The organism is endosymbiont GvMRE of Glomus versiforme (assembly GCF_003546845.1).
On the sequence record NZ_NWVA01000002.1, the window covers coordinates 531,556 to 553,951 of the forward strand.

The window sequence follows — 22,396 nt, forward strand, 5'->3', positions numbered from 1 at the left end:
AACAAAAAGGAGACTTTAATACTCTTTATATCTGTTCTAATATTATCATAATTTAGTAATTTTGGTCTTGCTTAAAAATTATAATATAGACAAAAACTGAAAAAAGTAACGAGTTGAATATGACAGCAACTAATAAAAGAAAAAAAATTCTTCTTATTTTTCTCTTTCTAGCCGGAATGAGCATATTTTTTTTGCTTATCTTTTACCAAATTGGCTTAAAATATGGTTTAGAAAAAAATAGGCGATGGTCTTCAGCAACGGAAAGGAAACACCAAGTAAACGATTTTTCGGCTAATTTAAGAAAAAAAGGTTATTCGGAATCTGATATTGAACTTATTCGCCTTAATTTCCAAGATTGAGGATGAGAATTGACAGATGAAGACTTGCCTGATTTAAATGCTGAAGAGAGAATTGGAGTAATCAAACAACTAGCCTTTTGTCCGCAAAAAATTAATCTTCCTAAAGAACAAAGGGGTCTTTGTAGCGATTTAGTAGTTATTTTGCGAAAGCAGCCCAAGAAAAATTTTTTTGGTCCGGTAATTAATTTTGACCGACGCATTAGTTCGGAAATTCGCGATTACGAAAGAAACATTATTGATTTTTCTTTTCGTCATGAACCAGACTATTCACAATGAGAAATAGCCATTTTGTGTTTAGTAGGAAATCAAGGTATAACTGGAACTTCTGCCGGAGCCGCCACTTACTTGGCTTTATTAAGTGTTCTGCATCAAAAGCCCCTTTCTCGCAATTTAGCCGCCATGGGAGAATTTAAAGGAGGGAAAATATACCCAGTTGGCTCTTTACAGGCTAAAATTACTGCTGCTTTTCGGCAAGGAGTAAATTGCCTGGTTCTTCCCCAAAAACATTTGGTTTTGCCGGCAAAAAGTCAAAATCGAGATGAGTTATTTTGAATATTTTTCAATGAAGGAGCCGAAAATTATCAACGAGAGGTCCCCGACCACATTAAACAAAAAATCGAAACTCATTTTGTAGAAGACAGCCAAGATTTAGAAGGATTTTTCTTTCAAACTGCCGAATATAAAGACAAACAAGAAAAACAAAAGCAAGAAATTGAAAAGTTAAAAAAAGCCCAAGAACAGAAAAATCACTCTTTTCTTGAAGAAGAACAACCCAAAAGCAAAGAAAGAATTTATACTTGTGACAAGTGCGGCAGAAAATTTAATTTTGATAGAGAAGGAGGAAAATTTTATAGTTCGACTATTTGTAAGCCAAATGGAGAAAAAGAAAGTAAGCAATGTTTTCGCTGCCCTGATTGTATGTAATTAGTTAAAAATTAAATTAGTGAAAACCGAAATTTACCAAAAAATAATCAATAAAATAAAAAAACATGACACTGTTATTTGCTTGCGTCATATTGATGCTGACGGAGATGCTTATGGTTCAGCCATGGGTCTAGCCCAGATAATTAAAGATAATTTTCCCCAAAAGAAAGTTTTCACGGACGGAAAAAATAATGAAAGTTTAAACTTTTTAGGAAAAAACGACCAGTTAACAGAAAAAGATTATCAAAACTCGCTAGTAATAATTTGTGATACCGCTAGTCAAGAAAGGATTGATAGCCAACATTGAAAATTAGCCCAAGAAAAAATAAAAATCGACCATCATATTAAAGGAGAGAACTATGCTGATTATGAATGAGTAGGTTCTACCTATTCAGCAACATGCGAAATGATAGGAGAATTAGTAATAAATGCAAATTTAAAAGTTTCTAAAGAAACTGCTAATTTTCTTTTGCTTGGAATAATAACTGACTCAGGAAGGTTCTTATATAGCAACACCACTTCACGAACTTTCCAAATTGCTGCTTTTTTACTAGAAAATGGTGCTGAATTAAATTATCTTTGCACCAAACTTTATCAACAAAATCTCAATATTCTAAAATTTAAAGGTTATGTTTTAAATAATTTTACTTTAACTAAGCAAGGAGTGGCTTTTACTAAAATTACTCTTAACACTTTAAGACAATATAATGTTGACCGACTAGAAACTAAATCAGCAGTTAATATTTTTGCTAATGTTGAAGAAATTAAAATCTGGTTGTTTGCAATTGAGCAAGAAGAAGAACTAATTAAAGTAAGCATTCGTAGTTCTCAGTATATTATTAATGAAATAGCCGAAAAATATAACGGTGGTGGACATAAATTTGCTGCCGGAGCGAAAATAAAAGACTGAAAGGAATTAGATAATTTAGTTGCTGATTTGAATGAACTGATAAACAAGCAATAAAATAAACACAAAATATTCTGATAATGAGCGAGCGTGTTGTAGAAAATAATTATTAAAATATGAAAAATGTCTTATCTATAACAATTTAGCCATAATACATTGGTGGCTATTAATTAAAGACTAATTTATTTTTTCCAATATTGCGTTCCTTGGAAAGCAAAAACCAAGATTAAGAGGATATTGGGCATTATTAATTAACTAACATTCTCAATTAATTTCAGCGAGAATTTTATCTTGTAAGTCAAACATGATTTTTTTTTCATCTTTCCTTTGATGTTCATAACCCAACAAATGAAGCATTCCGTGCGTAAAAATAAGACAAATTTCTTCATTGAAGGAACTTTGAAACTCTTGGGATTGATTTTTTACTAATGGATAACAAAGAAAAATATCTCCTAAATTTTCACAGTCACCTATATTTTCATGATAAAGATAAGCAAAAGGAAAAGTCAAAACATCAGCAGGATAATTTTTTTGACGGTATTGCTTGTTTAACTGTCGGCTTTCTTCCTCATTGATAAAAATTAAATTAAGAAATCAATTTTTCTTTTGGTCTAGGTGAGTGTTTTTTTCTACTAATTGTGTGATTTCTTTTAATTTATTTTTCAATTTAGCAACTAAAGGGTACTTTTTTTTATTAATAATGTTCAGAAAACAGACCACTAAAAGACTTCTAATTGGGCTTCTTTAGAACCTTTATTTTTTCTTTTTCTTCATCAATCTTTAATTTGTCGGCGAAAGATAAAAAAGATGAGTGCTAGGAGAGCAATTGTTGAGGCACTAACAATTAAAGCTATTTGCCATCCTTTTAGTTTGTTGTTGGGTGGGACGGATGGAATAATAGTTAACCCATCGGTTTCTAAATCTATTTGATTTCTTTTGTTTCAAAAAAACTTTATTTTTACTCTTTCACCCGCAATGCCTTTACGACCGCCATCTCCACTGGAAGGATAAACGTCTATTCGGACTCCCGGACCTTTATCGTGTTCATCAATCTCTATGCGATATTTCATGTCTGTTTTCATTTCTGTTCCCTTTAAATCTTTATCTTTTCCAAGTTCAGTTTTTGAATGTTGCTTAATAAATTTGCCACACATTATATTAAACCGATGTAAAAATTCTTCTTCTTTTTCTTTTGGTACCTCTAAACTACTATCTGCTGCTTTTCTTAGCCCCTCCAGAGGAGCAAAACGATAAGTAATTCAGTTATTATCATCAGGAAATCCTTTGCCGTCAGTCCTTGTTACTGTAATGGAAAGTTCTGCCAATGTACTATTATCTACAGCACTATAATTGGTTATTACTTTGCCTTCATTATCTTTTAATTCTAATCAGTAATCAATTTGTTTGCTTTCTTCGCCAATATCAATCTCCTCTTGCTTCGCATTAATTGTTATTTCAGGGAGCAATTTTTTTTTTCCATCACTCATAATTTAATTTTACTTATTATTAGTTTTTTTTTGTTTCTTCTTTGTAAAATAAACTTTATCACGACATTTTTTTCGTAAATAGTTAGCAATTCTTTGGAAATGCAAAAAAGCTTCTTCAGACTTGTCTTTATTTTTAATTGCTACTTGAATTTTTGCTTGGGGCATTAAAATATTTTTATGCATATCTTGACCAAAACTTCAAAAATTTAATGGCTTTATCTATGCTCTGCATTCATTATTTGCCTTTGAAAATTACGTAATCAAAATGCCTTGTTAGCTTAGTGGTAGAGCGTTTGACTCTTAATCAAAAGGTCGGAGGTTCGAATCCTCTACAAGGCACCATTAAAGAGTTATTTTTTTTGCTTTTTTTTCTTTTGGCGGTGATAAGTATAAATTTAATCCTAGTAAGGCATCTAGTTCATGGACATTAATTTTTTGTCCTTGAAAAAACCATCCTCCTTTACGGCCAATTTTTCTTTCTAATCCAGGAAAAGCAAAAATTCCTTGAACTACTTTTTTGTAAAAATCCTTTACTTGTTTGACAAGAATATTGTCAACTTGTTTTACTGTAGAGCAAACGTGCTTTAAGCATTCAATCCCTCCAATTAATTTAAGTAAACTTACACTGCCTGCAAATTGTCTGCCATAAATAAAATTAGTATTTTCGTAAATCAAAACATTAATTTTTTTTTCTTGACAAAGTTGAGAAAGAAAATTAAAATGCTCTTGTCAATTTTTATTAGTAAAATTAAAAAATTGATATACTTTTTCATCATAAAAGACACAGCCAGTAGTTCCAGAGCCCGAGGGGTCAATACTTAAATATTTGTTTGTGTTGCTTTTCTTTGGCATTATTAAATAATTTTTGATTAAATAGTTGGTAGTAATCAGATTTAGTTTCAATAATAGTGCTTCAAACTAGGTTTTTAGATTTTTCTTAATTTGTGTTTTTTTTCCATTTTTGCTGATTTTCTTGCTAGGCTGATGGATTTATTGAAAATTGTTTGGTAAAAACAAATCCAAAAAGAAAGAAAAAGGCGAGAATTTAAACGAAAATTGTTAACTCATGCTCGGCATTTTTCTCCTAGTAGACTGAAAAATAGGAGTTGGGAAAGGTGTAAAAAGAGGAAAAAAATCGGTTAAAACTAAACAAAAAAACTAATTTTTATTTTTTTTACCTTTCGATTTTTTTAAAATGGCTCTTATTAAAACAAAAATAACTCACAAAAAAAGTATCACACCAACAACCACAAATGCACCTTTTAATCTTTCTCTCCCGAATCAATCAAGGGGAATAATATCAAAGTAAATCATTAAGGCAGTGATTACTAAGGGCAAAAATACGAAATAGGAACTTAAAAAAAGCGCTTTACGAGGCTTCATTTTTTTTTGTTTTCTATAAAAAGAACGACCACCAAAAATAGGACGAGAACAATAAACTAAATTTATGAAACAAAGCAGTGATAAAACAGTAGCAAGTATTAATTTTCACAATAATATTTTTTGCTTTAACGACATACTGGGCAATTTGGGTGATAGTCTTGTCCTTTATCTACATGCTTTTGGTGTGCTGTTGACATAAATTTTATATTTTCATTAATTCCTGCCATAATAATTAACTCATTCAATACATAAATAACTAATTCAACTTCTTAGGGTTCATACACTTCCTAGCAACCACATATTTAAGATAGTTTTTCATATCGGCTCACTGTTTTATGGCATCTTTGACCAACTAGTTTCTCTTTTCCTATTCATCACCAAGGCTTAGTTTGACCTTTTTTTTGTTTTTTGTTCTCTATTTCTTTTTGCCTGTTAAGGCGTTATTGGATGGTCATGGATAAATAATTCTTGTTTGTGGTTGTTCATAAATTATCTTTATATTATATATACTATTTTTTAATTAGCAAATTTATAATTGCGCATGATCATCAAAAAGAAATAGCAAAATCAGAGTTTTATTTTTTTGCAAAAATTTTAACTATAAATTGCGAAAATTTTTTGTTCTCCTTTAATTGAAAATTTTTAACCATTTCGGGAAAGAAATCTAATTTAATGTTGCCTGGGTATTTTTTTTTGACTACTGAAACGCATAGTTGGTCAGCAAAAGGATAAGTTTGGTAAAATATTTCTTTGCCACCAATGATAAATAACTGTTCAGACTTATTACTAAATTGTTGAATGGTTGAGGCAAGATTATTTTCTATTGTTAATTGTGGATATTTTAATTTAATTTCTTTCGCTCATTCTTGATTTTTAGTGAGAACAATATTATGTCTTCCAGGCAAAGGTTTACCAATGCTCTCAAAAGTTTTTCGACCCATTAATATTATGTGCCCTCGGGTAGTTTTAGCAAAATGTTGCATTTCTTCCTTGATTTTCCAAGGCAAAGAATTGTCTTGACCGATTATATATTCTTCAGTCATGGCTCAAATTAAGTTAATCATTATTCAGTAAAGTTTTTAGACTTTTTCTTTCAATTATTTTTCTCTTTCTTTAATTTCTTTACTTAATTTTTCCTTTGCCTTAACGAAACAATTTTGTAACTCTGATTCATATTTAGCAAACTCTTTGCTTTCTATCTTTTTTTTAATTTCTTCTAATAACTCTTCTTCTTTTTCCTCTTTTTTGTGTTCATTCCATTTTTTTAGCAATTCTCTTTATGAACCTTTTCTAATCATTCAAAATGTTTTTGATTATACTTGGAATTTTCAAGGAAAATACACTAATGAAGGTTCAGAAGAATGAAGCCAAGATAAATTAGACCAAAAAATTAAAAATGGCGAAGAATGATACATCATATTTGACAAAAGCCAAATTAATAGTGACGTTTGTAATTATTTTTCTAAAGTAGGAGGAATAGGGGACATAACTTTTCCCACCAGCATTGTCCTTGCGATGGAAGCCGAGCCAGAAGTCCAAATTAAAAAAACAAAAAAAGAAACCTTAGAGTTTTTGAAGAGTAACGACCCAGTTTTTATTATTTAAGCATTTTTGCCTAAAATTTAGAATATGAAAAAATTTCGGCCTGAATTGGTGTCTCTTCAAGAACTGCTTTTAAAGGATGAAAGGCAATTATCTATTCCTCCCTATCAGCGAAGTTATAGTTGGAGTACAGATAACTGAGAAGATTTCCTGCGTACTATCAGAGATTTTACAGATAATCATTACAAAAAAAAAGACGAAATTTGCTTCTTAGGAGAAATTATCTTAGGATTAAATGATGAGCAATCAACATACGATATTATTGACGGGCAACAGCGCTTGTTGACCATTTTTATTTTCTTAATGGCGATTTGAGAAGAAAGAAAAAAATTATTTGAGAAAATTGAAATTGATGAGTTGAGAAAAGTTGAAAATGAGATCTTGCAGACTATCTTTGACATTGACAAATTTGAGGTCATTAAAGAAAAAATGAAGATCTTAGAAACTTATAAGCCAAGATTAAAAATATTAAAGAGAAGAGATGATAATGATTTCGAGATAATGCTCAAAGAGGTTTTTAGAAATGAGAAAGTCAGTAGCAAAGAGAAAACCTCTACTCTTTATAAATGCAGGGATTGGTTCAAGAAAGAGTTTAAATTTATTGAAGAAGAAGAGAGTGGCATTTTACTTCGTTATTTAAAAGTTGTTCTTAGCAAATTAAGTTTTGTAGAAATAAAACTCCAAGAGAAAAGTGATCTTATTGACATTTTCATGCTATTAAACACCACTGGAATTAACCTTAGTTCTTCTGACATTTTGAAGAGTTTACTTGTTAAGCAATGTAAAAACTTAAAACCATGAGAAGTGGAAACAAAATGGGACAAACAAATAATATCTGTTATATGTAAAAGCAGGGAGAATAGTAAAATCTCGAAAGAAATGAACTATTTTCTTCGGCTTTATCTAAAAGGAAAATATAATAGTGAACCAAAGGGCAATATAGTAAGAAGTTTTTTAAATATTTTGGAGAAAGATAAGGAAGACGCTGACAAGTTATTTTCCGAATTAGCAGTTTATGCTGAAGCATACAGAAATTTTAAAAATCCTGAGCAAGAATATTGAGAAAAAAGTTGATCAACAAAAATGTATTTTCTAATCAATGATATTAATCTTCTTGGTCTAAAACAGTTAGATAGCATAGTAATTTGTTTAATAGTTAACTCACGAAATTTTACTCAGAAGCAAAAAGACTTTACAATATCTGCTCTAGAAAAACTTATTTTGTATTCATTTAGAGCAAATTTAGTAAAAGAAAACTCAGCAATACATTTGTTTAATGCAGTTCCTGCTTGACTAAATTCTATAAAAAGAGGAGATTTTGTTGAAGAAGTAAACAAATCCAAGTTTTTGACAAAAGAATTTCAAAAAAATGAAACGGATGATTTTTATAAACACCTTTTAACTTATCAGAGAAGAAAAAATAACGTTTGAAAATATGTATTTTCTAAATATTATCTCGCTAAAGATGGAGAAATGGAGGAAATAAATAAGAAATTTTATGATGATATTCAAGTAGAACATCTTTTGAGCCAGAATCCTCGAGATAAAAAACAATTAGGTGAAGAAATAGTCTACACACTAGGAAATTTAACACTTTTGCGAGAAAAACGCAATAAAAAACAGTCAAACAAACCATGAATAGAAAAAAAACTAGAATTAAAAAAATTGGGTAAAAAATGCTTACTCAGTTTAGAAGGGACAAGATCACCACTTGTTTTGTGAGAAAATCAACCTACTTTACAGGATGTTATGAATAGAGCCCATTGATTAATAGAAGATTTTACAAGACTTAATATTTTTGAAGAAAAATAACATGAGGTTGATTTGGTAAACATGGCTACAAGAGTCCTCCTCCTCTTGAAGATGATTAAAATTTACTTAAATGCTCCCTAAAAAATTCAAGTATTATTCTCTTTTAGTTTCTATCTTTTTTTTGCATTTATTTTCCGTAATTGTTTGTGGATTTAATGATGTAGCCAGAGAACTGGCAAAACCGGATGCTAATAAACACTTTGCTAATTTAAAAAATGTTAGTTATTGAGCTTGGTTTTTTACTTGATGGTCTGCTTGGACTTCCTTAATTACTTTCTTTTGAGTTGTTTATCGATTAATTAAAAAAAACAATACTTCTTATTGAACTCAACTTTTTGACTTAAATGTAGTAATTCTTAATCTATCCAGCGGAATTATTTTTACAGCAGGTTGAATTTTAGATATGATTACTTATGGCAAAGTAAATCTTTTAACTAATATTCCTCGCAAAGGAGGATTAGAAAGTTTGCGGAAGATACCAATTGGGCTATTGGGATTAAATGCTAAACAAGGCTGGATAATTTATAATTTAACTTGGCATATTTTTGCTCCTTGCTTAGTAATTTATTTTTTTTGAAAATTTAGTGCTACCAATTTATTAAAAGAAAAAATAAAGAATGCTCTTTTTACTTCTTTTCTCAACCCTACTATTTATTTTACTTACATTTTTTTACGCCCGGTAATTGATTATCAAAATAGTTATCGTTTTAAAACAAACTCCTATGATTATCCTCATGATTATCCTTTTTCCTTTTTTAATCGTTGTGTCGGAAAGCCTACTTGAAAAGGAGATACTTACCAAAACACTTGACTAAAACAAATTTTTTGAATAATTTTAGTGCTTGGTGCTGCTTATCTTGCTTATTCTTTAATGACTTACTATTTAATTAAATGAAAAAGTTCAGCAAAAATAGAAAAGTTAACTTTTAAGGAAAAGAGAGTTTAAAGCCAGCATTTTTAATTAAAAATTGTTTTGTTATGGCTGTTCTCTTTTTGATTGTTTTGCTTTCCTTTATATGTTTTAGTGTTGTTTTGTTTCTTTTTCTCAACCAGAAAAATATCTCTAAATTTTTGTTGTTGTGTGCTGGTATTTTTATATTATCTTTGATTTTTGTTCTTTATAGTTGGTTAAATTATAGGCCAGATCCAAAAGGGATAGGATTAGCGATTTTAATTTTTCTTACTGTTTTATTATCTTTTTCAGGGTTATGTTTATTAGGATTATTTTGGAGACAAAAAGTAAATAAAAAAGTTAATTGGATTGACAGATTACTATTGGGTGCTTTTATTTTTCCTTATGTTTTTGTTCTCACCATTTTTATTCGTTCTTTTTTCAGAAGGTGGTAAGCAAGTATAACAAATTTCACAAAAAATATTATAAATGAATTCAAAGGAAATAGCAAAGAAAGATTTTGCTTTTTCTTACCAAACACGAAACTTTTTCTCATTGGGACGCTGACTTTTTCAAAAAGTTAAATTTCCCTATTTAGTTTATTTATTGCTAGTTTTTCTAAATTGTTATTTTTGGGCTTTAATTCCTTTTAATATTCACACTAATTTTAACCAAAAAAATCCTAACTATGGCTGTTTCAATTGAATTTTTTGGCAACAAAATCTCAATCTAGGGCATAATTCCCAATGGTATTTGCAATTAATACTTATTTTACTTTTAAGTTTTTTCTTAGGAGTTTTTTTATTCGATATTGTTGGCTCACTTTTAAAGGATTATTGCATAGAGTTAAATAAAAGCTGACTAAGAAAGTTAATAATTCATCACTGCTCACAGTTATCTCCTGAGACAGTTAAAGTTCACCAGGCAAAAATTAACCAGGTTATTTTTTATGATGTTTCTCGCTTTTCTTTCCATTTCGTTAATTTGCCCAGCGAAATATTTCGAAATTTAACAGTTATTAGTTTCAGTATTTATTTTTTACTCTTTTTTCTTAATAGTTTAAACATAGGAAGAGAGTTAAAGGCTTTGACTTTGTGGTTTAATTTAATCGTCATTTTGGCTTTTCTCTTTTATATGTTTCTTGCTGCTGGTTTGCAAAAACAAAAAGATTGAGAGAAAAAACAACGAACTTACGCTGAAAAACAACAAATTCAACTTACTTTAACTAGTCTCACCTGACAGAACAATCAGGAAGAAAAACAGCAAAAACAAGCCAGAATAACCAAAACTTTCCGACTTTTGGATCACAATTTAAACAAAAATAGGTTCTATTTTCTTCAAACGATAATTTTTAACTTACCAATTTTAATTATTCCCGGATTAAGTGTAATTTTTTATTTTCTTTACTATCGCTTTGCGGCAAATGATTTTTCTGACGCTTTTTTAGTTTATCTTTTGTCTTTGAGCATCCAAAGTATCTTTTGAAAATTTCGGAAAATTTTCCAATTAACTCATGATTATCATAAGGCTAGTCTTAATTATAATGAATTAAAACAGTTGTTAGCAAACTTAGTAAATAAATAGCGTTAATATTGAGAGAGCAAAACGTCCACAAAAATCACCTTAAAAATCCTCTCTTTTCGCGCGTGCATTTCTATTATATATAAAAAAAAACAAAAAGTTATAAATTTGGATTTAATTCTTTAACCAAATTTAGTAAAAAAATGTAAAATATATATATTATGACAATAATACAAGAGATATCATTTAGTGGTGGAAAAGCAAGAATTACGGGAACAAGTATGATACAAGGTGGAGGATGTACGGGTGTAAAATATGAGGAAGCAGTAGCAAGAATGGTAAGTAGCGGAAATTATCATTTGATACGTACATATGAATTTGATAAATTAATGAATAAAGTCGAAGAACTATACAGAGAAATTGAAAGTTTAGAGGGTCAAAATTCCCAAGTGGTTGTTCGTGCAAATTCTCAAAGTTCTAGTCTCCAAAGACAATTACAAATGCGTGAAGAACAAATTGAATTAGGCAGAAGTGTTTTGGAAAATAGCCGAAGTTTAATAATGAGAATGCAAAGTCAGTTGGAAAACAAAGATTCTCAGTTGGAAATTATAAAGTAGCCAATTTGCTACACAATTGGCAAATGCTCACAATCAAATTGAACAACGTTTACAAGAGTTGAGAAACTTTACTGATAGATTTAATAACTTGCAAACCGAACATGCCAATTTACGAGTAGAAAAAGCTCAAAGTGATACCAAAGCAGATTTTTTTGGTGGTCAATTGGTAAAAACTGAAAATGAATTGCAAATCACAAAAACAAATTTAGAAGAAGTGAGAGAAAGATTTACTAACTTAGTAATTGCTGAAAAAGATAAAGAAAATGATTTAAAAATTATTCTTGTGACTCAAGAAATGGAAAGAAGGAACAGAGAACGTGATTTACAAAAATTGCGTCAAGAGTTGAACGAAACTAAACGAGAATTAGAAGAAAGATTGAGTCCAACTGATTTGCAGAATCTCCTCTTTGCCCATGAAACGGAAATTCGAGATAAAGAACAAGAAATTCAACAAAAAAACAGAGAAATTGCTAATTTAAGGGAACAATTAGGTCAATCGCAAGAGCAAAGTTTAAACTTAGAACTTCGTGTTGTTGAAGAAGAAGTAGAAGAATTGGCTAACCGCTTGCGGATTAATTGAGAAAGAATACAAGCTTTGCGAGATAGTTATGCATTGTTAATTCGTTCGCGAAGAAATAACGAACGGGCTAATCTTCAAACAAGTCAAAACAATATTGAAACAATTAGACAAAATCTTTTGCAAGCCGAAATAAACATTAGTGATGTACGACGAATTTGTCGTCTTTGTGAACAAATTGCTGAAATGCGTTCAAATCAGCAACAACAATTTGAGGCACATACCCAAGTTCCTCCTCATCGATACTACTAAATTTATGTAAAGAAAGGACAAATATATGAATTGAAAAGACTTTAAAACTTGATTAGACAAAAATATTATCCAAACTGATGGTTTGCAAGTTAAAATTAAACCAGAATTCAGAAACAAATATAGTAAATTATCCACTATTGCTTTAACTGACTTTTGTGATAGTTTAGAAGCTACTTTGGATAAGAACAAAAGTTATCATTTGTTACCAATTTTTCAAGTAAATAAAAGTTTTCAGAAATTATTTCCTTGTGAGACTACCTATTTCGGCAAAAAAACTAATCAGCAAAAATTGAGCGAAATTGATTACAATTTATTAAAATAATTATTTAATGAGTATAAAGCACAAGTAGCCAAAATAAACAGAAAAAAAAATCGTCAAGAACAAAAACAAAATTTTATTAATAATCACTTGAAAACTAGACCCAAAGAAAGCCAAGCTGAACTTGATTATGAAAAAAAAGCAATAGTGGTAGAAGGAAGAGAAAACAAGTCTGTTTGAGATGCTTACGGATTTGAAGACGATTTTTTTCGTTGGATAGCAATTGAACACGAGAAATGATCCGCTAAGCCAGTAAAAAATGTTGCTTCATTAATAGATTTCCTCGAATGACTTTCTTCTGATGAGCCAGAAACAGAAGCAAATGAAAAAGAAACAGAAAACAGAGAAGACGAAATAGAGCCTATTCCATTAATCTATGACAAAGAAAACTTAGAATCCCAACTAGATAACTTGTATCATGATTTACAAGAAAATCAAAGTGAATTAAGTTGACTTAGTTGAAGATGGGAGCAAATCGAACAAGAAAAAGTATTTGTAAAGGACGTTAAGGCAATGAAAAAAGAAATAAGTGAAAAGAAAGTTCAACGAAAAAAGCGAATTACTGAGTTGCAAGAGAAAATAAAAGTTCGAGAAGACAAGATTAGACAATTAGGATTTGAAGTTTGTCAGCGAGCACCAGTTAACGGCGAAGCAAATAATGAAAATCTCTATATTGCTCTCAGTAAACTTAGAGCAGAAAAAAAGGAACTCCAAAAAGATCTCTTTTCTTTCCAAGAAAAAATTCGTTTGGACAGCAAGGAAATCGAAAGACTTAATGCTAAAATCACAAAGATTGAGTTAGAAAACGAACTGCTTCATGAGCAACTTGAATTAGCTCAAAATCAGGCAATCAGTTTAGAAGACAAAATTAAATTCAAAGCAGAAAAATTAGAGAGATTAAAATCAACTATTGAAAGTAAACTAGAAAGTAGTTATCATAAAGCTTTTTTGGAAACTCTATTGATTTCTCAAAAACAAGTTATTCGTTTAGGCAACAATTCACAATTAGTTGATCTTAACGAAAGACAGATGGAAAGAGCAAAGTCAAAACTTAAAGAGAAACTATCTGAAGAGGAAATTCAAAAAATTCTTCAGGTTCAAGTAGAATTAACCAGTTTAAATATAGAATTAGAAAAAAGGCAAGAAGAAATATTTGAAGCCCGAACAGAAGTTTCGCCAGAAGGGAATAGTATAAAAATATAAATAAAGAAGAGGTAAAAATATGGTTGATTTAATAACAGCACAATCTAGTGCATTTAAAGAAATACTGCAAAAGCAAAAAGAAGCAAAAATAGGAGAAGGAGAATTATTTTGACTAGTTGGTCAAGACCAAGACTTTACTAACTATGATGAATTTGAAAGTTCATTTCCCCAAAGCACTGAGCAGTGTCGTTGTGAATTGCCGTGACGGGATTATTTACAGCATATTTATTGTCCTTGCCATGATATAATAGAAAAAGTGGAGAGGTATAAAAACACTGTGTTGACTGTTGTTGAAAGAGGTAAGGTAATTTTCGATAATTACAAAAATGAAATAATTATTCAAATTGAAAGAGAATTACAAGAAAAATTACCTCCTAATGCTGCTGAAATAGAAAATGCTGAATGATGGAGTAATTGACGAGAAGAAATACGTTCCAAGAACAAAAAAGAAGAAATTGAGTATTTTAAGAATTCCTTGCTTGATTTAGCTGAAAGAATAAAAATAATAAGAGATGAACATGAAAGATGAAAGACGGAATTTACTAGAGAGGTTAGTGAAGATCAGCAAAGACAAGAAGAATGAGAAAGAGTTGCACGAGAAATGCAAGAAAAATTAGAAGAAGAAGTCAAAACTGCCGAGGAAAAGGCTCAAGAAGAAGCTAATAAGTGACTTCAAGAACAACAAAAGATAATTAGAGAAATAGAAGAATCTATGCAAAAATTGGTTCAAGGAGCTAAAGAAAGACAAAAAGCCCAGCAGGAGAAATTCCGCAAAGAAGCGGAAGACAAAAAAGAGGAAACAGACAAACTATCTGAAGATACCAAAGACCATTTAAAAAAAACTGATGAATATTTAAATTCTTTGGATTCAACTGCGTCTAATTCTTCTCAAACACGAAATGAAAGCTCCAGAGAAGAAAATTTTAATAAAAGAGGTAATGGTGGAGAACAGACTAAGAATTTTGGTTCCGAAAGGGAGAAACTAAAATATGAGTCAGGTATTAATAAAGAAAAAGAAAATGATAATAGTAGTAAAGGCGGCATCGTTCCTTTTGAAAAAAAGAAGCACCCTTCTTTTAAACCACAAACAATTAACAGTGGGAACTTAGTTGAAGGCCAGACAAAAACAAGAAATAGCAAGCCAACACTGTTAATCGTTGGTCTTGTACTTTTAGTTGGGTCAGTTTTAGGATTGGCTTGCTGGTTAGTGAAAAATTTTACTAGCAATAAAAATAAGCATTAAGTTAGTTTGCTTTTGTTGCTTAGTTTTGTTATCAAGACTTTTTAATAACTTCCCAAATTTCCAAAAAAACCCTTTATTTTTTTTACCAAATATTTCCTCCTAACAAAATTTTAATTTATAGTTAAGGGCAAAAAACGAGCCTTTTTAGTAAGCAAATTTTAGTTGTTTTTAGAAGATTAGTAAAATAATATATATTGAAAAAACGCTAAAATTAGCAATGTTTTATAGAAAAAAAAATGCTTATAACTTACTATTAATTTTTCTTGATGCCACGCATAAAATTCAATGTGCATTGATATTACTTTTTCTTAGGATGAAAGTTTTATCTTTCTAATTCTTGCATTGAAACTTTTAGAATTTTTTTATCCATGCGTCACAGTTTTTATTTTTCCTGCTAATAAATCTTGTCTTTTCCACGCAATTTCTTAATACAATTTTAAAGTAAGCACGGTGGAAACATGGCGCGTCATAATAGAATAAAAATCAAATTTCATGTTTACATCCTTTCAGGAGCAGTAATTCCGACTAAGTTTAAGCCAATTTTTAAAACTTCTTTTACTCCTTGAACAAGAAAAAGTTTTTGTTGTGTTTTTAGGGGATTATTTACTTCAATAATTATTTCTTTTTGGTAATAAATTTGAAATACTTGAGCTAAATCGGCGAGATAATAGATTAAATGATGAGGTTTATTTTCCTCAATAATTAATTGAAGGATAAAGGAAAAACGCAATAAAGTTTTGAGAATTTTTCTTTCTTCCTGGTCTCAAGTTAGGTTAAGATTTTCGTAATTGAGACTTATTTTTTTGTCTTTGGCTTTCATTAACAATTGATGACAACGAGCATGGGCGTACTGGATATAATAAAGACGAGTTTTTTCTTTATTTTCTTTTAGTAGTTCAACATTAATGGCAAGTGGTTGATTAGTTTCTTTTTCGAGCAAGAAAAATTTCAATTGGTCCATTTCCATATATGCCAAAGTTTCTTCTAATTCAATCGTGTTTCCAGCCCGTTTGGAAAATCTTTCTGTTTGGCCTTCCTTAGTAAGCAAACTAACCATTTGTACTAAGATTATTTGAATGTTTTCAGGTTTATAGCCTAATAACTGACAAGAATTTTTTAAGCGAGAAATATAACCATGATGGTCAGCACCCATAACATTAATTAACTTATCACTTCTTTTTAATTTGTCTAAATGATAAAGAATGTCAGAAAAAAAATAAGTATAGTCGCCATCTTGCTTAATAATTACCCGGTCTTTGTCGTCGTCGCCTAAATTGCTACGAAAGAATGTTGCCCCTTCTTGGACATAAATTAAATTTTTTTTTTCTAACTCGGCTAATAGTTCTTGGTGTTGATTTTTTTCATATAAACTAGTTTCAGAAAATCAGTTATCAAATTTAATTCCGCATTTTTCTAAATCTTGGCGGATTTTGGTTAAAATTAATTCTAAAATTTCTTTTTTTCAAACATTAAACTCTTCATTACTCAGTTTTTTATTAATATATTTGTTGCCTCATTTTTTTATTAATTTTTGGGCTGTTTCTTGACTGGATTTGCCTGAATACTCTATTTTTTCTAGTTCAGCGGGAGATGAAACTCCTTGTAAAAGATGATAAAAGTAATAAACAGAATTAATTAAAGAAGTAATTTGCCCGCCACGGTCGTTGATATAATATTCCTTAGTAACTTGATAGCCACAAAATTGGTAAACATTAGCCAAAGTATTGCCAATAATAGCGTGACGAAAATGGGCTAAATGAAGGTAACCAGTAGGATTAGCCGAAACATATTCCAGCAAAACGGAACTTTCGGAACGAGCAGAAAGACCAAATTTTTCTCCGGAGAATGAATCATCAATAACGATTTTTTTGAGAAACTGGTAATAATATTCATCAGTTAAACGAAAATTAATGTATCCTTGAGGAGTAATTTCACCCTGTAAATATTTATTATCTTTAGTCAAGTAAAGTATTTTCTCAGCAATAGTTTTTGCCGGCTGGTTAGTTTTATGAGCCAAAGGAAGAGCCAAATTTAGAGCAAAATCAGCTTTAATTGTCGAGGGAAGATTCCATTGCAAAAAAGAATGATTTCATTTTAGACCATTTTGGGAAGCATAAATTTTTCATTGAGAAATCAAAGAACTGATAATATTATCTTTGTCCATGTAGGTTGTTATATTTTATTTTTTGTTGACTTTCTGAATACCATTAAAAAACCAAAAAAGTATTTGATTTAGCAGAAAGAAAAAAAACAACGCCTCACTTGTAAAAAAAAAAAAAATTTTGAAAGCATTCTCTTTGAATAGAAATTTTCACTTTTTGTAGAAATTTTATGAGAATAAACTCGTTTAATTAAGCCTTGGCTAAGCACGAAAATTAACTACTTAGAGCAGAATTTTTGTTTGCTAAGTCTTCATCAAGTGAGCCATCATCCTGAATTCAAACGTAGTTCATTAAATTAAATTCATTGATTTTTGAATAAGTTATTTTAAAGCCATCTAGTAGGGAATTACAAATTTCAAAAACATTGTTTCTGTTTTCTAACAAATATTTGTAAACATAATCTCTATAAACATAATTGCTACCAAACCTTAAAACGTGTATTGCCTTACTAACCCTGTAATCTTTATCAGTCAAAAGTACAACTTTTCGACTTGATGGGGTCAAGGAAGAAATTAAAATGTCTCCTTTTCTTGCAATCCTGTAGTTTTTCTTTCCTTTTTTAAAAGAACCAGTGATTTCGTTGTTTTGAATGTTTGAGATTTCAATATAGTTCAAACTTTTTGCGTGGTTTTCATCAAAATCATTATTATTAATGCTGCAAAAATCTTTTAAATAAAATCCTTTTTTGTCTTGCTCGGGTTTTTTGTATCGGGGGTAAATGACTAAGTTTTTTTTTTCATCTTTTAGAATTACGTTACTAATCGAAGTTGTTCTTGAGTTATCATCATTATAATCTGCTTCTTGATTTAAAAAAAATTCATTGACCTGATTAGAGTACTTTTTTACAAGGTTATCATTTAGTATTTTAATTCCACTTTTATTTCTTGACTGGCTGAATTCATAGCCCAGAAATTCTCTTTCTTTGCTTAATACTTCTTTTGTGTTTTTGGAGACCAAAAACATTTTTGGCGAGTTAATCAAAAAAACTTTGTAATTCAAATCTTCATCCAAATGTTTACTAATTTGTGATTTTTTTCTTAGGAAAAGAATACAAGGTGAAGTAGTAGTATAGCCAAAAGTGTTATCCGCACTGCAAAACATTGACAAGATATTAAATCTTTCTAGAAGTCATTTTCTGGTTTTTGCATATTTTTCCTGCGATAGAAATGATTGTGGTAATATTATGGCAGCAAATCTGTCCTTTTTTAGTAATTGGTAAGTGCGCTCAACAAACATTATCTCTATTCTTGCATCTTTTTCATTAATTTCTTCAAGTAATTCAAAGTACCCATCTTTTTCAGAAATATTGTTTCTTGCGAAATTTTTCATGTAACCTTGCACGGAATAGGGAGGATTAGAAACAACGAAATCAAATTTTTCGTTTTTTTTTTCATTAGAAAACAGTATAGTTTTTGAATAATCTTCACAAGAGAATTTGTTAATACCATCAGCGTGCAATATTTGTGCTTCGCCATCGCCATTTAAAAATAAAGAGATTTTAGCGGTTTTGGCTAGACGATAATCTTTTTCAATCCCAAAAACATAATCTTTAACTCAGAAAAACTTTGCAGTTTTATATGAATTTAACTTGTTTTTTACACTATTATTAGTAATCTCTTTTGTTTCCCAATTATCGAGTTCTTGTTGAATCCTGTTCATATAACTTATTAAAAAGTGACCAGAGCCACAAGCATAATCAATGAAAAAGGGGAGTATTTCGTTTTTGTTTTGTTGGATATTTTTTTTTATAATATTCGAAATTGGTAGAGAGTTTATCATAAAGTCTACAATAGGGTAAGGGGTAAAAAACTGCCCAGCTTCTTGTTTTAAAGATGTGTTTAATAAGTCCTCAAAAAATTCTCCCAGAGATTTTGACTTGGTATTATACCTAAATTTGAAGTTAGCAAACAAACCTACAACTTCTTTGACAATCAAGCAATTTTCTTCAAATGTCTTGTCATCAAAAACCTCAATAAAAGCAAAAGTATTATCTTTTTTTAGCCTTAGATTGTCGATCATTTTTAAAATTTTTTGGCTTTTCTTTGAATTTAGAGTAATTTCTATTTCAGGATCGGAGTAATCTATTATTTCTTTTTTTAAATATTCTTGCATCCCTTCCTTGTAAAGATCATAAAGTCTTTTCATAAAACTCTCATCAGTGTCAACACCTTCTAGATGTTGAAACTTTAAGCCTTCGAATTTGACTATGATATCGTTTTTTGATTTTATGCTGAATTCCTTGTCTTCGCCTAATTCATCGAAAACTTTAGCAATGAAAAGATTTATGATTTTATCAAAAGCGTTGGACTTGTCTGAAATTGCATTGATTCTTAAAATAGTCAAAAACTGATTAAATAAAATTTTAGAGTCTTTGACAGTAATTTCCTTTAGGTCTTTATATTTCTTTTCATCAATTCTAATATCAAAGGGCTTGTAATACAAAAGATTTTTTTCGTTAAATATTTTATTCCATTTGTCAAATAAATCTTCAGGATTGAGAGCATTTTTCAAATTATCATCAACTTCCACATTATAAAAACAGTCGCTTTTAGAAGTTAGGTCAAAACTGTAATAAGAAGCAATTTTGATATTTTTTTCTTGGAAGATATAAGTAAATAGTTGTCTGATTTGCTTCCCATTTACATTCAAATAATTATTTATTTCTTTTGAAGTTTTGACCTCAATGCATATAATTTGCTTTTTATCTTTATGTAGCCAAATATCAACATAGCCACTTTTTTTTTGGTGACCTAATGCAAAAGATTTTTCTAGAATTATGTTTTCCTTTGAGTAACCTGCTTGTAGTAATTTTAGGACCAAAATCATCGTTATGATATTTTCTTCTAGGTTTAAATTTCAAACTGTGTTTCTGTCAGACTTAGCGCCCAAAAATGATCACTTTTTTGCTTTTAAATCTATTTTTATTTCATTACTCTTTTCAACATAAAAATATTCGTCCTCACCATTGCTAGTTAGTTTAAAATTAGAGCAAATCCAAGAAAAATAATTTACAAAAGTTGCCTTTTTGGTGTCACTTGACATGTTAGTATAAGTTTTTAGTTTTTCAGTTGGTTTTGCCAAAGGTTTAGGGAATTGTTTTTGTCATTAATTAATTTTTATTCGCTTGATTTTTTTAAAAAAAACTCTAAAATTTATTTATAGATTTTGACGAAAACCAACGAATTATTACCAAATCATCACCCAGTAGAAGAAATATTTTATCACGAAAATTATCCACAATCAAAAATAAAAAACAAATGAGGATGCTGAATTGAAAAGCCTACTGACCAAGAGAAATATATTTGTAATAGTTGTTTAAAGAAAAATTTGCTGGGCAGATTTGATGAGCAAAGATTGAAAAAGCATCAGATAAAGCAATTTTGTGAATGATTGGCTTTTTTTGCTGGCAGTCTTGAATTTGGACCTCTATTTTGGGTTAGTGCTTAGAGAAGTATTTTTTTTGGCTGATTAACTTAAAGACTTGTGTGGCTAAGAAATAAACATACCCTTTCTCATGAATAATTTTCTAGGGTTTGGTTTTCGTTATTTAGGTTTAAAAGGCAACGGAATTGAGATTGTAAAATTTGAGCCTGATTTTTGGTTTCTTTTATACTCTTATCCTTTATTTGGGGATGGTAGTTCGGTTTGACGAATTAGGGCTTCTCATTGTCCAAAGTCCGCAGTTGACAATTCTCAATCAGCAAGTCTTTTATGGCGGCATCCTTCAATTTTTTCAAGTATTTCCTGTTGCTCGACCAAGGAAAAATTAGTTGGTATTATTCAGTTCGGGTAAGTACTTCCGTGAGTACCTGCCACTAGCAACTTTTCATTAAATCTAGTTTTATTAATCACCCCAAGGGCAAAATGGCAAGGCATACAAACTAATTTACTTGAACCAAGATAAGAGAATTCTGCTGGTTGGAACCCAATTTGGCAAAGTTTATTTATTATTTTCATTTCGGGATGCATCCCTTCCTTACCCGCAATGAAATCTGCTAACTCATTAGGATTTTTGATAGCAGTAACTATTTCTTCACCTAATTCTTTTGTTTGAATAGCATTAGCGATAATGTTGGCATCATCAAATGGTATTAAGTAGTCTCACATAAAATCCCTGGTTTCACTCTCGCTGCTTTCTAAACTCTTTATTTCTTGAAAAAGTTCTTTGGCACAAGTTTTCATTTTTTCTAATCTTTCTGGCGTTAATTCTTCTTGGTTTTTTATTATCTTTTCGTAGTAATCTTGGATTAATGATTTAAATGATTTAAAAACGTTTAATTGTGCTTCTTTTAAAGAAACTTCTAATAGGGTTGATTTTTTTGCGTCTTTTTCTAACCAAAGATAAATATTTCTAATTGCTAACTTTACTAATTCTTTATAGTTTTCTAAGGAAGGAACACCAGCAAATTTGCTTAATACTTCCAAAGTTTCTTTTGCTGCTTTTGGCTTGGCTTGACTGCTAGCAATCATTATTTTTTTTCCGTTATAGTAAACAGCCACGTGGTCTTCCTGCGGAGTAGTGAATAATCTAGCCAAAGTGTCAAGATGCTTAAACTGGGGATTGTTGATTTCGTTTTTTTTTGGTTCGATACTAGCACGCAAATGTTTTCCATTCTCGTCTCTTTCTATTTCGGCAAATGAATTGACAACTGCTTTTATTTTGTTTTGGATATTTTCTATTTCTATTTGATCTTTTGTCATATGTTATTTTTTTTACACTCGCATTACTCTATGCGTGGATTATATGTGCGAGTTTCATATTTAGGTTTATGCTGTTGAAAATCTTTAGTCATATAGGAAGTTTTTACTAATTTGCCCTTAATTGTTCTTTGCGGGGATGAGGGTGGATTTGCTTTTGAATTCTGTCTAGTTCCTGCTGCTCTTTTCAGTTTTCCAACTCATAATGCTTTTGTAAATCTAGTCAATAATCCTCTCTTAATCCTCAATAGCAGCCAAGACGATAAGAAAGTTCAGGAGTAATATTTCTTTGCTCGTTAATTAGTTCTTCAATAATATTCTTTTCTACTTGAATGCTTTGAGCTAATTGGTGAGGAGTAATTTGATAAGTTTTTAACAATTCCTCCCGTAAGATTTCGCCAGGGTGAATGGGATGTAAATCTTTATCTTTTGCCATAA

The 22,396-nt window shown here is 30.1% G+C and carries 22 protein-coding genes and 1 tRNA gene; 13 read left to right on the forward strand and 10 right to left on the reverse strand.

What is annotated here, in order from left to right; translation table 4 throughout:
* The first annotated feature begins 119 nt into the window (after positions 1–119).
* The gene (locus GvMRE_RS06440) at positions 120–1,283 is read left to right on the forward strand and encodes a S16 family serine protease (protein ID WP_147410405.1); all 1,164 of its coding nucleotides are present in this window, start codon (positions 120–122) and stop codon (positions 1,281–1,283) included.
* 19 nt (positions 1,284–1,302) lie between these two features.
* Complete coding sequence (locus tag GvMRE_RS06445) at positions 1,303–2,247, forward strand: DHH family phosphoesterase (RefSeq protein ID WP_147410406.1); 945 nt, start codon at positions 1,303–1,305, stop codon at positions 2,245–2,247.
* Positions 2,248–2,445: 198 nt separating this feature from the next.
* Here GvMRE_RS06445 and ybeY read toward each other — a convergent pair whose 3' ends face one another.
* Genes ybeY through GvMRE_RS13650 form a run of 3 tightly spaced genes read right to left on the reverse strand, consistent with a single transcriptional unit; the run spans position 2,446 to position 3,842 of the window.
* Positions 2,446–2,856 (reverse strand): rRNA maturation RNase YbeY, encoded by a 411-nt coding sequence (gene ybeY / locus GvMRE_RS06450; protein ID WP_172575296.1) that lies wholly within the window; start codon positions 2,854–2,856, stop codon positions 2,446–2,448.
* Between the two features lie 53 nt (positions 2,857–2,909).
* The gene (locus GvMRE_RS06455) at positions 2,910–3,677 is read right to left on the reverse strand and encodes a hypothetical protein (protein ID WP_147410408.1); all 768 of its coding nucleotides are present in this window, start codon (positions 3,675–3,677) and stop codon (positions 2,910–2,912) included.
* A gap of 9 nt (positions 3,678–3,686) precedes the next feature.
* On the reverse strand, positions 3,687–3,842 hold the full coding sequence (locus GvMRE_RS13650; RefSeq protein WP_172575297.1) for a hypothetical protein: 156 nt from the start codon (positions 3,840–3,842) through the stop codon (positions 3,687–3,689).
* Positions 3,843–3,944: 102 nt separating this feature from the next.
* Between GvMRE_RS13650 and GvMRE_RS06460 the strand changes: the two genes are divergently transcribed.
* Positions 3,945–4,019: transfer RNA gene (locus tag GvMRE_RS06460), tRNA-Lys, on the forward strand.
* On the opposite strand, the gene GvMRE_RS06465 is transcribed toward GvMRE_RS06460, so the two are convergent.
* From GvMRE_RS06465 to GvMRE_RS13655, 3 genes are all read right to left on the reverse strand, one after another.
* Positions 4,020–4,529, reverse strand: coding sequence for a hypothetical protein (locus GvMRE_RS06465; RefSeq protein ID WP_147410409.1), 510 nt, complete (start codon positions 4,527–4,529; stop codon positions 4,020–4,022).
* Positions 4,530–5,635: 1,106 nt separating this feature from the next.
* Positions 5,636–6,124: a dihydrofolate reductase gene (locus GvMRE_RS06470; protein WP_147410410.1), complete on the reverse strand. Its 489-nt coding sequence runs from the start codon at positions 6,122–6,124 to the stop codon at positions 5,636–5,638.
* A gap of 33 nt (positions 6,125–6,157) precedes the next feature.
* Entirely contained in the window at positions 6,158–6,331 is a 174-nt protein-coding gene (locus GvMRE_RS13655) for a hypothetical protein (RefSeq protein ID WP_172575298.1), read from the reverse strand.
* Between GvMRE_RS13655 and GvMRE_RS06475 the strand changes: the two genes are divergently transcribed.
* The 9 genes from GvMRE_RS06475 to GvMRE_RS06515 all read left to right on the forward strand — a co-directional run bounded on the left by GvMRE_RS06475 (position 6,306) and on the right by GvMRE_RS06515 (position 15,098).
* On the forward strand, positions 6,306–6,665 hold the full coding sequence (locus GvMRE_RS06475; RefSeq protein ID WP_147410411.1) for a hypothetical protein: 360 nt from the start codon (positions 6,306–6,308) through the stop codon (positions 6,663–6,665). The two genes, GvMRE_RS13655 and GvMRE_RS06475, sit on opposite strands and share 26 nt — an antisense overlap.
* Positions 6,666–6,689: 24 nt before the next feature.
* Positions 6,690–8,474, forward strand: a complete 1,785-nt coding sequence (locus GvMRE_RS06480; protein WP_147410412.1) for a DUF262 domain-containing protein — start codon at positions 6,690–6,692, stop codon at positions 8,472–8,474.
* Between the two features lie 70 nt (positions 8,475–8,544).
* The gene (locus GvMRE_RS06485; RefSeq protein ID WP_147410413.1) at positions 8,545–9,420 is read left to right on the forward strand and encodes a hypothetical protein; all 876 of its coding nucleotides are present in this window, start codon (positions 8,545–8,547) and stop codon (positions 9,418–9,420) included.
* Positions 9,421–9,855: 435 nt separating this feature from the next.
* Positions 9,856–10,950, forward strand: a complete 1,095-nt coding sequence (locus GvMRE_RS06490; RefSeq protein WP_147410414.1) for a hypothetical protein — start codon at positions 9,856–9,858, stop codon at positions 10,948–10,950.
* A gap of 158 nt (positions 10,951–11,108) precedes the next feature.
* The gene (locus GvMRE_RS06495; RefSeq protein ID WP_147410415.1) at positions 11,109–11,504 is read left to right on the forward strand and encodes a hypothetical protein; all 396 of its coding nucleotides are present in this window, start codon (positions 11,109–11,111) and stop codon (positions 11,502–11,504) included.
* A gap of 16 nt (positions 11,505–11,520) precedes the next feature.
* Complete coding sequence (locus tag GvMRE_RS06500; RefSeq protein ID WP_147410416.1) at positions 11,521–12,333, forward strand: coiled-coil domain-containing protein; 813 nt, start codon at positions 11,521–11,523, stop codon at positions 12,331–12,333.
* Positions 12,334–12,358: 25 nt separating this feature from the next.
* Positions 12,359–12,655: a hypothetical protein gene (locus tag GvMRE_RS06505; RefSeq protein ID WP_147410417.1), complete on the forward strand. Its 297-nt coding sequence runs from the start codon at positions 12,359–12,361 to the stop codon at positions 12,653–12,655.
* 87 nt (positions 12,656–12,742) lie between these two features.
* The gene (locus GvMRE_RS06510) at positions 12,743–13,855 is read left to right on the forward strand and encodes a coiled-coil domain-containing protein (protein ID WP_147410418.1); all 1,113 of its coding nucleotides are present in this window, start codon (positions 12,743–12,745) and stop codon (positions 13,853–13,855) included.
* A gap of 19 nt (positions 13,856–13,874) precedes the next feature.
* Entirely contained in the window at positions 13,875–15,098 is a 1,224-nt protein-coding gene (locus GvMRE_RS06515) for a hypothetical protein (protein ID WP_147410419.1), read from the forward strand.
* Positions 15,099–15,594: 496 nt separating this feature from the next.
* On the opposite strand, the gene argS is transcribed toward GvMRE_RS06515, so the two are convergent.
* On the reverse strand, positions 15,595–17,262 hold the full coding sequence (gene argS, locus GvMRE_RS06520; RefSeq protein WP_147410420.1) for an arginine--tRNA ligase: 1,668 nt from the start codon (positions 17,260–17,262) through the stop codon (positions 15,595–15,597).
* Between the two features lie 211 nt (positions 17,263–17,473).
* Positions 17,474–20,302, reverse strand: coding sequence for an HsdM family class I SAM-dependent methyltransferase (locus tag GvMRE_RS06525; protein ID WP_147410421.1), 2,829 nt, complete (start codon positions 20,300–20,302; stop codon positions 17,474–17,476).
* Positions 20,303–20,425: 123 nt separating this feature from the next.
* Here GvMRE_RS06525 and GvMRE_RS06530 point away from each other — a divergent pair, with 123 nt between their 5' ends.
* Complete coding sequence (locus GvMRE_RS06530; RefSeq protein WP_147410422.1) at positions 20,426–20,707, forward strand: hypothetical protein; 282 nt, start codon at positions 20,426–20,428, stop codon at positions 20,705–20,707.
* A 168-nt stretch (positions 20,708–20,875) separates the two neighbouring features.
* Here GvMRE_RS06530 and GvMRE_RS06535 read toward each other — a convergent pair whose 3' ends face one another.
* Entirely contained in the window at positions 20,876–21,961 is a 1,086-nt protein-coding gene (locus GvMRE_RS06535) for a nucleic acid/nucleotide deaminase domain-containing protein (RefSeq protein ID WP_147410423.1), read from the reverse strand.
* 106 nt (positions 21,962–22,067) lie between these two features.
* The gene (locus GvMRE_RS06540; protein WP_147410424.1) at positions 22,068–22,394 is read right to left on the reverse strand and encodes a HigA family addiction module antitoxin; all 327 of its coding nucleotides are present in this window, start codon (positions 22,392–22,394) and stop codon (positions 22,068–22,070) included.
* Positions 22,395–22,396: the final 2 nt, after the last annotated feature.